10 protein-coding genes are annotated in these 14,776 nt (G+C 70.5%); 3 read left to right on the plus strand and 7 right to left on the minus strand.

Annotated elements, in window-relative coordinates:
• Positions 1–110 precede the first annotated feature (110 nt).
• Positions 111–1,097 (minus strand): MucR family transcriptional regulator, encoded by a 987-nt coding sequence (locus BT98_RS28600; protein ID WP_314209629.1) that lies wholly within the window; start codon positions 1,095–1,097, stop codon positions 111–113.
• A 252-nt stretch (positions 1,098–1,349) separates the two neighbouring features.
• Between BT98_RS28600 and BT98_RS24325 the strand changes: the two genes are divergently transcribed.
• A complete protein-coding gene (locus BT98_RS24325; RefSeq protein ID WP_019462850.1) occupies positions 1,350–3,623 on the plus strand; it encodes a type IA DNA topoisomerase in 2,274 nt (757 codons plus the stop codon).
• 60 nt (positions 3,624–3,683) lie between these two features.
• Here the strand turns inward: BT98_RS24325 and BT98_RS0113260 are convergent, their stop codons facing one another.
• From BT98_RS0113260 to BT98_RS0113285, 6 genes are all read right to left on the minus strand, one after another.
• Positions 3,684–4,895 (minus strand): MFS transporter, encoded by a 1,212-nt coding sequence (locus tag BT98_RS0113260; RefSeq protein ID WP_019462851.1) that lies wholly within the window; start codon positions 4,893–4,895, stop codon positions 3,684–3,686.
• Positions 4,896–5,585: 690 nt separating this feature from the next.
• Positions 5,586–5,960, minus strand: coding sequence for a DMT family transporter (locus BT98_RS0113265; RefSeq protein WP_019462852.1), 375 nt, complete (start codon positions 5,958–5,960; stop codon positions 5,586–5,588).
• A gap of 18 nt (positions 5,961–5,978) precedes the next feature.
• Positions 5,979–7,412 carry a hypothetical protein gene (locus BT98_RS0113270; RefSeq protein ID WP_019462853.1) on the minus strand — a complete coding sequence of 478 codons (1,434 nt, stop codon included), beginning with the start codon at positions 7,410–7,412 and terminating at the stop codon, positions 5,979–5,981.
• A gap of 47 nt (positions 7,413–7,459) precedes the next feature.
• Positions 7,460–8,920 (minus strand): UbiA family prenyltransferase, encoded by a 1,461-nt coding sequence (locus BT98_RS0113275; RefSeq protein WP_037250792.1) that lies wholly within the window; start codon positions 8,918–8,920, stop codon positions 7,460–7,462.
• 274 nt (positions 8,921–9,194) lie between these two features.
• Positions 9,195–10,346 (minus strand): acyltransferase family protein, encoded by a 1,152-nt coding sequence (locus tag BT98_RS0113280; protein ID WP_157223130.1) that lies wholly within the window; start codon positions 10,344–10,346, stop codon positions 9,195–9,197.
• A 35-nt stretch (positions 10,347–10,381) separates the two neighbouring features.
• The gene (locus tag BT98_RS0113285) at positions 10,382–12,391 is read right to left on the minus strand and encodes a phage head spike fiber domain-containing protein (protein WP_027297240.1); all 2,010 of its coding nucleotides are present in this window, start codon (positions 12,389–12,391) and stop codon (positions 10,382–10,384) included.
• Between the two features lie 384 nt (positions 12,392–12,775).
• Here BT98_RS0113285 and BT98_RS0113290 point away from each other — a divergent pair, with 384 nt between their 5' ends.
• Together BT98_RS0113290 and BT98_RS0113295 are read left to right on the plus strand one after the other, a co-directional pair.
• Positions 12,776–14,116, plus strand: coding sequence for a glycosyltransferase family 87 protein (locus BT98_RS0113290; protein WP_019462857.1), 1,341 nt, complete (start codon positions 12,776–12,778; stop codon positions 14,114–14,116).
• A 346-nt stretch (positions 14,117–14,462) separates the two neighbouring features.
• Positions 14,463–14,776: IS5 family transposase (locus BT98_RS0113295; protein WP_027297241.1), on the plus strand; the 314-nt coding region annotated here is incomplete at its 3' end.

The raw sequence follows: 14,776 nt of genomic DNA on the forward strand, positions 1-14,776 counted from the left end.
CGGCGGCTTCGTGGCCGGTGTGACAGGCTGCAACATGGGGCCTGGCGGCCGGGGCTTTGCCCCGCCCCGCTCCGTGACCAGGGCCGGAGGACCCGCGCCGGCGACGCGTGCTACTCCCCGGCGGCGCCCTCCCCTGCCCGGCCGCCGCGACCGCTTCCGGTGGCGCGGGGGCCCCGGGCAGCGGCCCGGCGTTCGGCCGAATCGGGGGCCACCATCGGGTAGTCGGGCGGCAGGCCCCAGCGGGCACGGTACTGGTCCGGCGTCATTCCGTAGGCGGCCTTGAGATGGCGCGTGAGCATCTTCACCCGCCTCCCATCCTCCAGGCAGACCAGGTACCCGGGCGTCACGCTCTCGGCGATCGGCACGGCCGGTTCGGGGCGTGGCCCCATGGGCTGCCCGCTGGATTCGGCTCTGGTGGGTTCCTCCTGGGACTCCCCTTGAGGATCCAGGCCGGCCAGGGGCTCCGCCAAGGGGGCAGCCAGGGAAGGAGCCTCCCTGCGCGGGGCTTCCCGGGGGATTTCCCCCGGAGAATTCCCTGGAGTGCCGGTGGGCGCCTCCGGTGGCGGGGCCTTGGGGCGATCCGGGACATCGGGTGGCGTGCCGACAGGCGAGGCCGCCGCAGGCGGGGCCTCGCGCCGCCCGGGCTGCGGCGCGGGCGCTACAGGCCCGGTTTCCCCGGTGGCCGCATCGAGGGATGCCGTGGTGGGCGCCGGGTGCCGCCGTGGCCCAGGCCGGGGGGCAGGCTCGGGCTCCTGCTCGGGCTCAGGGGGCCGGGGCGGTGGATCGCGGCGCGCGGCGCCGGAATCCCCCCGGGGACCCCGCCGCAGCGGCACCCGTTCCCGTTCGGCCGCCGGGAATGGCGGCGATTCCGGCCCGGAATCCGGCCGTGTGGAAAGGGGTGGCGCAGAAGGAGGCAGCAGGTCGGGCGCCGCCTCGGCCAGGTCCTGGGCGTGCGCGTGCTGCTCCAGCAGCAGGCGCAGCGTGCCGGCGGTTTCCAGGAAGCCATCGGGCCGGCGGACCACCACGGCCGCGCCATCCAGGCGGAAGATCCGGTGTTCCCGCGACAGGCGCCAGACCTGCTCTTCGGTGGCGGGCACGATCTGGCATCCGCAGGCCCGGGCGATCCCGGCTTGCTCGGGCGTCAATTGCAAAGGACGACTCTTCTCGGTTTGGTTTCTTCGGCGGGTCGGGACGGTCCCGGATCGTGCCGGAAAGGCCGCACGGCCACCCGGCCGATCACGTCACGGCAAGGCTATAGACCGTGCGGCGGCAAATTTGAATCTGGCGCCTGCCTTCCGGCTCTGGCATTCCGATTCCGGTTTTGTTCCGGATTTCCTCTCAGAGCAACCATGGCCGAGCAGATCGTCATCACCGAGAAGACCAGTCAGGCCAAGGACATCCGCGCCGCGGTGGGCGGCCGATATGGCGCGGTGCTGCCGGCGGAAGGGCACCTCTTCGACCTGATGGAGCCCGAAGACGTGAACCCGGCCTGGAAGCGCTGGAGCCCGGTGCTGCTGCGGCCGGATTCGCTCTATGGCACGCGGCCGGCCACAGGCGGGAACAAGGCCTCGAAGCTGCAGGCGATCCGCGCCGCCCTGCGTTCGGCCAGGCGCGTCTGGCTGGCCACGGACTGCGACCGCGAGGGCCAGCTGATCGGCCAGGAGATCCTGGAGCACGAGGGGTTCCGCGGCACGGTGATGCGGGTGATGTTCACCGCGCAGGACCCGCAGACCATCCGCGACGCCTTCGCCCGCGCGAAGCCCAATGCCGAGCATGCGCGGCTCTACGCGGCGGCGGTGGCGCGGCGGCAGGCGGACCAGATCTACAACCTTTCCCTCACCCGCACCGCCACGGTGACGCTGGCGAAGGGAACCCGGGCGGTGATCGGCGTGGGACGGGTGAAGACGCCGACGCTGGCCATCGTCTGCCGGCGCGAGATCGAGATCCGCGACTTCGTGCCGCAGAGCTATTTCGAGGTGGTGGCGACGGCCCAGGTCGAGGCCGGGCGGCTGCGCATGCGGCACGCGCCGAAGGAGCGCATCCTGAAGCGCGAGGATGCCGAGGCCGTCGCCGCCCTGGCCGAGGGCTTCCAGGGGCCGCTCGCGGTGAAGGTGGAGGAGAAGCGGCAGTCGCCGCCCCGCCTGCACGACCTGCCCTCGCTGCAACGCCTCTGCGGCTCGCGCTTCGGCTGGTCGGCGGCCCGTACGCTGGAGGTGGCGCAGGAGCTCTATGACGGCGAAGGCAAGAAGGTCATCACCTATCCCCGCGCCGAGACGCGCTACCTGCCGGAAAGCCTGATCCCCGACGTGCCGCGCATCGTGGCCGCCTTGCAGGAAGGGCGCGCCTGGAGCGGCATTCCCGTGCCGCGGCCGCCGCTGGTCCGGCGCGGCGCCAGCGGGGTCTTCCACGACAAGGGGCTGGCCGGGGCGAGCCACCATGCGGTAATCCCCAACGTCAACACGGTGGAGCGGCTGCGCGAGGTCTGGCCGCGCCTTTCGGCGGATGAGCGCAAGCTCTTCGACGTGATCGCGCGTGCCTATCTGGCGGCGGCGATGCCGGATTTCCGCTATCGCCAGACCACGGCCACGATCGACGTGAAGGGCCCCGAAGGGAAGTACCTGTTCCGCGCCGTGGGGCGGCAGCCGCTGGAGATGGGCTGGCGCGCCGCCTTTCCCGAATGGGTGCCCGCCGAGGAGAAGGGCGAGGACGCGCAGCTCCTTCCCATCCTGCGCGATGGCGAGGCGGCGTCGCTGGGCGAGGCGAAGGTGGAGGCGAAGGAGACGCGGCCGCCGCCGCGCTACAACGAGGGCACGCTGATCGAGGCGATGCAGAACGCCTGGCGCTTCGTCGGGGACGAGGCGTTGCAGGAGCGGCTGAAGGAGGCCAAGGGCATCGGCACGCCGGCGACGCGGGCCGAGATCATCCGCGGGCTGAAGGCGCAGGATTTCCTGCGGATCGACGGCAAGCACATCGTGCCGACGGAGCGCGGGCTGCAGCTCTTCGCCGTGCTGGAGCAGGCCGATCCGGCGCTGGTCGATCCCGGCGTGACGGCACAGCTCGAGCGCCTGCTGGACGAGGTGCTGGTCGGGCAGCAGGAGATGATGGGCGCCATCGACGCCGTCTGCGCCCAGGCCAGCCGGATCATCGCGCGCCTGACCGAGCGCGCAGCCTCCGGCGAGGCGCCGCTCCTGGCCAGCGGCGGCGCGGCGGAGGGCGGGAAAGGCGCGCCGACACCGGCCATGGCGCGCTTCGTGGCCAGCCTGGCGAAGCGCAAGGGGATCGCGCCGCCCAAGGGCTACACACGTTCCGCCACGGCCTGCCGCGCCTTTCTCGACGAGCACGCGCCGCGCCGGGAGGACGGTGCCGGTGCCGGTGCCGGGCGCGCGCCCAGCGCGGCGCAGCTCGGCTTCGCACGGAAGCTGGCGGAGCAGCGCGGCGTGGAGCTGCCGGAGGAGGCGCAGGCGAGCGCCGCCGCCATTTCCGCCTGGATCGACGGGAAGCAGGGGAAGGCACCGGGCCGGGGGAAGCCAGGGCCGGGCAAGGGCGGCCGGGCCAGGAAGGCGGGCGCGGCACGTGCCCCGGCACGGCGGCGCGCGGCCCGGGAGGATGCGCCGCCGGCCTGAGGTGGGCGGCCGCCGCGCCAGGGGGGTCCGCAGGCGCGGCGTGGCGGGGTCCCGCTCCCCCTACCCTGCCCGGTGCCGCTCCACATTCGGCAGCAGGATGGTGAGGATGCCGAGCAGGGGCAGGAAGGAGCAGAGGTGGTACACGAAGCTGATGCCCTTCCAGTCCGCCAGGATGCCGAGAAGGGCGGAGCCGAGGCCGCCCATGCCGAAGGCGAAGCCGAAGAACAGGCCGGAGATCACGCCGACGCGGCCGGGCACGAGTTCCTGCGCATAGACCAGGATCGCCGAGAAGGCGGAGGCCAGGATCAGGCCGATCAGCACTGTGAGGATCGCGGTCCAGAACAGGTTCACGTAGGGCAGCGCCAGGGTGAAGGGCAGGATGCCGAGGATGGAGCCCCAGATCACCACCTTGCGCCCGAAGCGGTCCCCCACCGGGCCGCCGACCACGGTGCCGACCGCGACGGCGCCGAGGAAGAGGAAGAGATAGACCTGCGCTTCCTGGATACCCAGGCCGAAGGTCTGCATCAGGTAGAAGGTGTAGTAGCTCGTCAGGCTGGCCATGTAGATGTATTTCGAGAAGACCAGGATGCCGAGCACGGTGATGGCCATGACGACCTTCTGCCGCGGCAGGAGGGCATGGGGCGCTGCGGCGCGGCCGGTGGCGCGGCGGCTGAGAAGCTGGCCATGCGCCCAGCCGCCGACCCACCAGAGCAGCGTCATGGCGAGCAGCGCGGCGAGCGAGAACCAGGCGACGCTGCCCTGGCCGCGCGGCAGGACGATATAGGCGGCGAGCAGCGGGCCGATGGCGGTGCCGGCATTGCCGCCGACCTGGAAGATGGACTGCGCCAGCCCGTGCCGCCCGCCCGAGGCGATGCGGGCGATGCGCGAGGAATCCGGGTGGAAGACCGAGGAGCCCATGCCCACCATGGCGGCCGCGCAGAGCAGCGACCAGTAGTGGTCCGCCCAGGCCAGGAGCAGCAACCCGCAGAAGGTGAAGCCCATGGCGACCGGCAGGGAGCGGGGCTGTGGCTTGCGGTCGGTGTACCAGCCCACGGCGGGTTGCAGCAGCGAGGCGGTGAGCTGGAAGGTGAAGGCGAGGAAGCCGATCTGGGTGAAGCTGAGCCCGTAGCTCGCCTTCAGGACGGGAAAGAGCGCCGCGAGCAGCGACTGCATCATGTCGTTGAGCAAATGGCAGAGGCTGAGCGCCGCCAGCACGGTGAAGGCGGTCTGGCTCGCGGCGGGCCGTTCGGCGGCAAGGCTGCCCTGGCTCATGCGGTGTTTCCCCTCGGTCAGCCGGTCCGGGGCAGGCCGGACCGGGCCCGCCCCGGACGCGCTCCGGTGGGCCGCGCCGGCCCCTCCGGGTTTCCGGAAGGACCGGCGCGGCCGGCGGGAAGCTTCGAGGAATCGCATGGGCCATGCCGCCCAAGCCCAGGTTTTTCCGCAGCCCAGACCCTCGGGGGCCAGTTTCTCCGGCGACCGGACCCCGCTGTCATGCGGCCGGTGGCCTTTCGGCGCCGCCGTGATCCCGGGGAGCCGGTTCGCGCCTCACGCGCCCGGCGTCTCGCTGTCCCGGGTGGAAAGGCGCTGCCTTTCCCCCGGACCCCCTATCCGCCAGGACCCTGAGGGTCCTGGACCTCCCGTTCGCTGGCGCTCGCTGATGCCGGATCTCGCCGGAGAGCGATGCTCTCCGGCGGACTGCCGATGCCACCCGTGCGAACAGGGTGTTTTTCTTCTTTTCGGGAGACCCGCGTCTCCGCCTGCTCCCAGGGATCGGGCCACAGGCTGGCGGCCACCACGGGAACCCACGAAAGCCCGGGGTCCGGGGACCGGCTCCGGTCCCCGGCGGAGAGGGGGGCCGGCGGGAGAGGCAGAGCCTATCCCCCGGGGGCGGCCGTCAGGCGCCACGCATCCGGGGAAAGCTGTTGTCCTGAAACCGGGAACCGGGAGAGCCGGTGCGCCGGTTCAGCTGACGGCGACGCAGGCGACGCCGGCGAGGATCAGGGACAGGCCGCCGATCCGCAGCAGGTTGATCGGCTCGCCCAGCAGAAAGTAGCCGGCGCACATGGTCAGCACGAAGCCCAGGGCGACGCAGGGATAGGCCTGGGACAGGTTCATGCGCGACAGGACGAGGAGCCAGACCACCGCGCTCAGGCCGAAGCAGGTCAGCCCGCCCAGGACCCAGGGCGAGGTGATGATGGAGGCCACCGTGTCGATCGGCTGGCGCCGGCTCAGCGCGAGCTGGACCGGCTCCGAGGACATGCCGATCTTGAGCACCACCTGGGAGAAGGTGGCGAGGGCGATGCTGCTGATCAGGAGGAAGTAGGTGGAGATGGGCATGCGCGTTCCGTCTGGTCTTCAGTGCTTGTTGCCATGCAGGACCGGGTTGAGGGGCTTCTGCATGATGCTGTTCGCCTCGGCGATGTTGCCGCGCAGCTCGGTGACGTTGCTGATGCCGCCCAGGATGACGAAGGCCAGGGCCGCGACCGTCGCCAGGCGGCGCGCCGGGGTGAAGAAGGCGAAGGCCGCCAGGGCCAGCAGGGCCGGGAAGAAGTCGGCGGCGTAGAGGAAGGTGATCTCGCCATAGACGAGATGCAGGGCGATCTGGCCGAGCAGGAAGGCGCCGATCGCCAGAGCAGCCTGGCGCCCCGGCCGGTGCAGGATGGCGCCCCAGATGCCGCAGGCCAGCAGCACGATCCAGGCGAGCATGCCGCCCAGTCCGGCCCAGCCCTGGTCCAGCACCGGGGAATGCTGGTTGTTGAGGATGTTGTAGACCCGATCCTCGATGAAGGGGACGTGCGCCTTCACGTACTGGTAGAACCAGTCCTCCGAGGCGCCGGGGCGGCGCACCGTGATGCTGTCGAGGATGCCGTCCTGCACGGGCTCGACACGCACATGGGCGGTGACGGCGCTGTAGAGCAGCATGGAGCGCAGCACGGAGACGGGGGTTTCGCCCGCGGCCTCCTCGGCCTTGGAGAACTCGCTGCGCTCGACGCGCAGGAATTCCGATTCCTGCTTGAGCACGCGCGGCTGGAAGAAGACGCCCGCATCCTCGAAGGTCATGCGCTGCACCAGGGCGATGCCGGCGACCATCGCGAAGGCCAGCAGGCTGACCACGATGCTGCGGCGCAGGCCCAGGCGGAAGAAGGCCGCGGCCAGGCCGAAGCTCCAGTTGGTGGTGGTGACGGCCAGCGTCCCGGCCGAGGCCAGGGCCCAGGGCAGCACGCCCTGGTTGCGCCAGCTGGTGACGGCCCAGAGCATGATGCTCGTGCCCAGGGCCGCGAAGGGATAGGTCTCGACGATCGCGAACCAGTAGAGATAGGTCGCGCTGGCGAGCAGCCCGGCCGTGAGCAGGCAGGCGATCGGCAGGCTCAGCCTCAGCCCGCGCATCGAGAGGTAGAAGAGCGCGGCGCTCAGCCCCCCGGCGCCCGCCACCAGCGCCCTGGCCGCGCCGACCGGGGTCATGCCGAGGAGCAGGAGCAGGTTGGTCAGCGGGACCGTCAGGATCGAGAAGATCGGGTGCACCGAGGAACGGTGCGACCCGCGCATGTCCAGCATGTTGCCCAGGACCCGCGGCTGGTCCGCCTGGAACCAGATGTTGATCCATTCCATCCGGTAGAAGGTATGGGCGAACTGCGCCGAGGCCCACCAGGACAGGCTGATGCCGAGCAGGGCCCAGCCCGCCGCCACCAGGCCGTCCGTCACGCCGGAGGAGGCTGCGGCCTCCCGGTCCAGGCTGCCCGCCTCCCCAGGGAAGCGCGCCGCGATCGAGCGGTTCGGCTGGATGAACATGCGGGGCTTTCCTTGAGGTCTTCGGAGGGCGTGCTTCCGAGGCGGGATCAGAAGGTGGCGGCCAGGACGATGCCGACCGAGGCCAGCAGGACGTGGCGGCTGACGCGGTCGCGCAGGGCGAAGACGATGGGATCGTCGTGCATCAGCCGGCGATGGGCCATCAGCAGCACCCGGCCGAACCAGAACATCAGCACCGGGCAGAGCAGCCAGAGCAGCTGCGGATGGTTGTAGAGCGAGTGCACCGCGTCGCTGGAGAGGTAGAGGGTGAGGATGGTAACGGCGTTGAAGCCGCTGGCCGCCGCCAGCGCCGCGACGATCGGCAGGTCGCCGGTCTTGTAGTTGCGGTTCGAGGGATCGGGCAGCGAGCGGTCGAGCAGGCTCGAAAGCTCGATGTATCGCTTCACCAGCGCCAGCGCCATGAAGATGAAGAGCGAGAAGGCGATCAGCCATTCCGAGATAGCCACGTTGATCGCCACGGCGCCGCCCACCACGCGGAAGGCGTAGAGCAGCGCCAGCGCCACGGCATCGATCAGCATCTTCCGCTTCAGCACCAGCGAATAGGCGGTGGTGAGGGCGAAGTAGCCGAGCAGCACGCCGAGGAAGGTGGGCGAGACCACGATGGCCACGGCCAGGGAGGCGAGGAAGAGGACCGGCACGGCCAGGATGCCGTCCATCAGCGGGATCATGCCGCTGGCCAGGGGGCGGCGGCGCTTGGTCAGGTGCGCGCGGTCGGCCGCGAGGTCCAGCAGGTCGTTCAGCAGGTAGACGCTGGAGGCGCAGAGGGAGAAGGCCAGCAGTGCCAGGATGCTCTGCAGCAGCGCCTCCGGCGTGAAGGCATGGGCCGTCAGCAGCGGCACGAAGACCAGGGCGTTCTTCGCGTACTGGTGCACCCGCATCAGCTTCAGCCAGGTCTTGAGGCTGGCGCGGGCAGAGGGCAGGTGCTCGGCATCGGGATGGATGGCGGCGAGGCGCCGGGCGACGCGCGGCGAGGTGCGGATCGCCAGGGCGTGCCCGGCCTCCGCCCAGACGGGCAGGTCGGCGGTGTCGTTGCCGATGTAGTCGAAGCCGCCATGGCCGAAGCGCTCGGCCAGGGCGCGGGCCTTGATCACGCCGGCGAGGTTGTTGGTGGCGTCGGAGGCGAGCCAGCCGTCGAAGAGGCCGAGATGGTCGGCGATGGCCCCGACCAGGCGGGCGTTGCTGGCGGAGGCCAGCCAGACCGGGCGGCCCTGGGCGCGGGCCTGCCGGATGCGGTCGAGCACCACCTCGTCATAGGGCAGCGTCGCCGGGTCGAGTTCCGCGGTTTCGGCCAGGAGGTGCTTCAGAGCGGCCTTGCCGGAGATCAGGGCGCGCAGAAGACGGAAGCCCGAGAGAGGCTGGCGCCCGAGTTCGGCGAAGGCTGTCTCGATCAGAAGATCGGAGCGGATCAACGTACCGTCGAGATCGACCACCAGGGGCCGGGCAGCAGGCGCTGCCGCGGTCGCTGTCAGCAACTCTACTGCCACATCCATGGTGCCCACTCCTTTGTCGCGAGGTCCTCTAATTGGTGCAGAGCAGCAATGAGAAGTAAAGCACAAAATAGAGACAATTCGGATTTTTTGGGCCTCATTGCCGTGTATGAGGCTGCGGGAGAAAATTTTTGCGCCCACCTATTTGTGGGTGCGGAGGATTATTCCCTCTGCGGTTGCCAGGGAGAAGGATGCTTTCGGCAGGGGAACATCCGCACGGCCGGAATCTCCGCGCGGCCAGGAAGCCCGCGATGCTACCCGGCCGGGGGTGCCACTGTCAGATCGCGCCGCCGGAACGGCGCAGCAGGCCAAGCCCCGCCTCCGGTGCCGCGTCGCCGCGCCTCCGGCGGAGGAGTTCCTGGAGCGCCCGCCGCAGGAGGGGTTCGGCCATGGTGGCCACGGCCAGCGCCGCCAGGGCCGTGCCGGCGATCCCGAGCAGCGCCGCCGCGACCGGCGGCACCCCCTGCGCCAGAAAGGCGTGCCGGAGCGTGTGCCCGATGGGCTCGTGCAGCAGATAGAGGGGATAGGTCATCAGCCCCGCATTCCGCAGGCCCCGCAGCCAGGCCCCCGGCAGGCGCGCGATCCCCGCGCGCCAGACCACCGAGGCGACGATCCCGCCGCAGGCCAGCGCCCAAAGCAGGATGGGCCAGGGCCAGATCGTGGCGGCATCGAGATGCCCGGGCGATTTCTCCACGATCTCCAGGGTGCGGCAGGTCATCTCCACCGGCGCCGCGAGCACCGCCAGCAGCAGGGCCAGGGCCCCGGGGCGCGACAGCCGCCGCCGCGACCAGAGCCAGAGGAAGATGCCGGCGGCGAAGTAGATGCCGTGGCGCAGCAGGGTGAGGTTGCGGACGCCGTAGCCGAATTCGAGCGAGGGACCGTGGATGACGCCGGCCACCTGCAGGGCATAGGCGGCGAGATAGGCGCTGCTGGCCAAAGTGAGGCCGATGCCCAGCCATTCCAGCCGGTGGAAGGCGCCGCGCAGCAGCAGCAGGAGGATCAGCGCGTAGAACATGATCTCGATCGGCAGGGTCCAGTAGGCGGTGGCGATCCAGGGGCCGGTCGGAGCCAGGGCGAGCGAGGCCAGGAAGGGCCGCAGCAGGCTGGCATCGGATTGCGGCGCCAGGGCCAGGATGGCCAGGCTCAGCACGGCGCAGACCCAGGCGGCGGGGTAGAGGCGCAGCATGCGGGAGCGCAGGAAGGCCAGCGGCGTCGTGCCGTTCGCGGAATTCGCGATCACGAAGCCGGACAGGACGAAGAAGACCTGCACACCCACCCAGCCGAACCAGCCGACCTCTGGCGTGGCCGCGTCGTACCAGGTGAGATGGAAGAAGGCCACCATCAGGGCCGCCAGGAAGCGGATGGCGTCCACCCCGTAGAGGTAGTCGCCCTTCCGCCCCCCTGGCATCGTCGCGATTGGCGTTTCCATCTTCCTGTCCTGCCTCTCCGGCCTGGCCGGGGCTGTCATGAGAACCAGACGTTGTCCGCGGCCAGGCCGCCGGCGAAGCCCTGGAGGGTGATCTGCACCGGGGTGCCGAAGCCCGACAGGTCGATCACCGTGGCGCCGTTGGCCTGCGCGACATGGCCGCTCAGCGCGGCGAAGTTGCTCAGCCCCGCGATGCCGTCGAAGACCAGCACGTCCTTCTCCGCCGTGCTGAAGTCCTGTACCACCACGTCCCCCGCCACGGGGCGGAAGACGAACTCGTCCGCCCCCGCGCCGCCGATCAGCGTATCGGCGGCGCCGCCGCCGGTCAGGCGGTCATTGCCGTCGGCGCCGTTCAGCGTGTTCGCGCGCGTGTCGCCGATCAGCAGGTCGTTGCCGCCGCCGCCGAGGACCGAGGTGAGGCCGGAGGCGATCGCCTGGGCACTGCCGCCGGGCGTGCCGCCGCCGTTGCCCTGGGCCGCCAGGATGGCGTTCAGCCAGTACTGCGCCATCTCGGCATAGCCGGCCTCGGTCGGGTGGATGCCGTCATACATGTCGGCGGTGGTGACGCCGGGCATCTCGACCAGCGTGACATGCTGCCCGCCGGCGATGGCGCTCTGCACGGTGGAGCGGATGACGGCGTTGACCGCGTTCACCTCCGCCGCATCGGCCCAGGCGGTCGGCAGGATGGTCGAGACATAGACATGGGTGGCGGGATTCGCGGCCGCGATCGCATTGAGCATCGCCTTGATGTCGGTGCCCGCCGTGTTCTGCGCCGCGTCCTCGCGGAAGACATCGTTGGCGCCGGCCATCAGCAGCACCGCGTCGGGCGCGCCGCCGCCGAGCAGGCCGGGCAGGATGGTGGCGAGCTCCTCCGCCTTCCAGCCCGGGAAGCCGGCATGGTCGTGGTCGGGCAGGCTGCCGGTGCCGGAGCTCTGGGTGCCGACATAGTTGATCAGCATGTCCCGGTCGGTGAACTCCGCCCAGAGCGGCTGGCGGTAGCCGTTCGCCAGGTTGTCCTGCAGGTAGCCGTAGTTGGTGTCGATCTGCCGCCAGCCATAGGTGATGGAATCGCCCAGCGGCATGATCTTCAGCGCCTGGGCCCACTGGCCGGTCGCGAGATTCGCCACGACCCCGTCCGCGTGGTCGGCCAGGGACAGGGTGGCGGCCGCGGCGGGCGTGTCGCTCGCACCCGTGATGGTGACGGTCAGGGTGGAGCCGAAGCTGGCGACGCCGGTGCTGGCCTGGGTGGCGGGGGTGCCGGAGGTGGCGAGATAGGTGTCCGCCGTGGCGCCGGCATTCAGCTGCGCGCCCCAGATCTCGAAGCTGCCCGAGGTGAAGGTGGAGAGGTCGTGCAGGATCGCGACATTGGCGCTGTTGCTGCCGCTGCCGGTGAAGGTCCAGGTGAAGTGCTGCCACTCGGCGGTGGCGAGGGCGGACTGGAAGTGGTTGCTGCCGCCGTCGAAGTAGTTGAAGCTGAAATGCCCGTCGCCGGCGGCGAGGCGGATCCAGGCGCTGAAGGTGGACTGGCCGCTGACGTCCGTGCCGGTATAGATGCCGGTGCCGGAGCCCGTCATGCTCAGCAGCTCGGCCGTCCTGGAGCCGATGGGGCTGAGCGCCGCGTCGGCCATCACCGTGGCGGAGGCGCCGTTGTTGCTGAACCGCACCCAGGCCGGATTGTCGAGCGCCTCCGAGTAGGGCAGCAGGTTCTGCGTGGTAATGGTATGGCTGGCCCCGTCCGAGACGGTGTAGCGGAAGACGTCGGTGACGCTCCGCCCGGCCTCCAGCGCCTGCACGTTCGCCTGCGCATTGGCCAGGATGTAGGTGTACTGGCCGTTGGCGCCGAGCACGAGGCTGCCATAGGTGCCCGCGATCACCGTGCCCACCCCTGCGGCTAGCCCGTTCACGGCGGTGACGGCCAGCGTGTCCCGGTCCGCGTCCGTGTCGTTGGACAGCAGGTTGCCCGTGGCCTGCAGCACCCCGTCCTCCGACACGGCGACCCTGTCCGCCACCGCGATGGGTCTGCTGTTGGTGGTGGTCGCCATGCTCATGCCCTCCTGGCACTGCCGATGCGTGGACCGGGCCCGGGGCGGGCGGCCGGGGCGATGGCCAAGGCATGACGGCGAGGCAGGGGCCTGCAGGCCAGGCTCCCGCCCACCCGGCCCGAGCAGCGCGGCGCCGAATACAACCTGAAGGCGAACGGAACGCTCCGGCGCTGCCGGGTCCCCGCCGGATGTCCGATGCGTCCCATCGTTCCTGGCCGCGTGTCCTTACCTGTCCTTGCGCCGCATCATGAGACCCTTGAGACGGTAGCGCAATAACTATTGCTAAAAGAAGCGCAACAGTCTTTATGATGAGACAATATCTTGTTTCGCCCTCTCAGCGGATCGATTCTCACGATCTGAACGGCACCAAACGGAGGCCCGGACGGTCCCATGCTGACCAAACTGCTCCCGCTCGCGGATCTCGTGACGATCGCGGGCAGCCTGTTCCTCTTCTTCCGGCTGTCACGCCGGGAGGCGAGGCCGGCCTGGGCCCTGCCGGCCCTCTGCGCCGTGGCGGCGCTGGCGCTCTTCGCCATCTCGGAGCCCCGGCACCTCTTCGAGGACTTCCGGGCCGCCTACTACCAGGCGGGGCAGGCCGTGCTGGACAGCCCCGCGGCGCTGGGGCCACAGATCGAGCGGGGCGTGGACGGCTTCGTGAACCTGCCCGTCGTGGCCTATCTCTTCGCGCCTTTCGCCCTGCTGCCCGACAAGGCGGCGGCGGTGCTGTTCACGCTGATCGGCCTCGCGGCCACGGCCGGCGCCTTCCTGCTGCTGGTGCGGCTCGCCGGGCTGCGCGGGCCGGGATTCTGGCTGCTGCTGCTGCTCTTCGCCATCAACGGGCCGCTGCAGAACAGCCTGAAGGAAGGCAACACCACCCATATCGTGCTGCTGATGCTGGCCGCCGGGCTCTGGCTGCTGCGCGGGCGGCGGGACGTGGCGGCGGGGCTGCTGCTCGGCCTCGCGGCGGTGATCAAGCTGCCGCTCATGCTCTTCGGCCTGTATTTCCTGCTGCGCCGGAACTGGGGCGCCACGGCGGGCTTCGCCGGCTTCTGCGGCGTGGCCGGGCTGCTTTCCCTCGCCATCTTCGGGTGGGAGATGCACTGGCACTGGCTGCAGCTCAGCGTGCTTCAGTTCAGCAGCCATCCGCTCGGCGCCTTCAACGTGCAGTCCGTGACGGGCTTCCTGGTGCGCCTCGCCGAAGGCCCGGCGGCGCTGATGGATTGGGAGACGCTGCGCACCCCGCCGCCTCTGCAACGGATGACCGGCACGGTGGCGGTCGGGCTGCTCTACCTGACCGCGCTGCTCGCCTGCGTGAAAGGCGCCTCGCACGCGGCGCGGAACAGGGACGCGGAGGGGAGCCGCGGGCAGGACCTGGAATACATGCTGGTGCTGGTGATGGCCGTGGTCAGCAGCCCGCTTTCCTGGTCGCACTACTACCTGCTGATGCTGATGCCGGCGGCCTTCTTCCTGGCCCCCGGCTCCGCCCTCGCCGCCAGCGCCACACGCCATGCGCTGGGCTGGGCGGCGATCCTGCTGACGACGCCGGCGGTGCTGGTCATCGCCTTCGCCAATCCGGGGCTGATGGAGGCCTATGCGCGGTTCGGCGTCTCCTACCTGCTCTTCGGCGGGCTGATGTGGTTTGGGCTGCTCGCCTGGAGCCGGGCACGCGCCGCCGCGCCCCAGGGCTTCAGCCTCGGGACGCCGGCCACGCAGCCGCTGGCGGGTTCCTGACGCCGGGGCGGAGAAACGCTTCCGGCGCCTTCCGCTCGCCGGATCGCGCCGCCCTTTGGGGGCAAGGCTCACCTTGTCCCCAAACCCTCGGGAAGCCGGGCAGACGAATATGCCTGACCCTGGACCTCCCCTTCGTTGGTACCCGCTGCCAGCCTGTCATGCCGGGACGCGTGGCTTCGCGGCGGCCAAGGGCGTCACCGGCGTGGACGCCACGCTTCTCTTCTTCCGGGCGTCCCGCGGGTCCAACTGCTCCAGGAGACCGTGCGGGAACCGGCTTTGCCACCCCTGGACTAACCCCTGGACTAAGAGCGCCTAACTAAACCCGGTATGATGCGTTTCTGTGGGCATGGCGAAGCCTTTGGTTTCTGATGATCTCTGGGCGGCGATTGAGCCGCTGTTGCCGCCCGAGCGGCCCAAGCCCAAGGGCGGGCGGCCGCGGCTGGCGGACCGGGCGGCATTGACGGGGATCGTGTTCGTGCTGGTCAGCGGCATCCCATGGGAGAGGCTGCCCGCCGAGATGGGCTGCGGCTGCGGGATGAGTTGCTGGCGGCGGCTGCGCGACTGGCAGGCGGCCGGGGTCTGGGCCGCCTTGCACCGCCTGCTGCTGGAGCGGTTGCAGGCTGCGGGGCAGATCGACTGGCGGCGGGCCGCGCTGGACAG

This window comes from Roseomonas mucosa ATCC BAA-692 (genome assembly GCF_000622225.1).
GTDB classification, from domain to species: domain Bacteria; phylum Pseudomonadota; class Alphaproteobacteria; order Acetobacterales; family Acetobacteraceae; genus Roseomonas; species Roseomonas mucosa.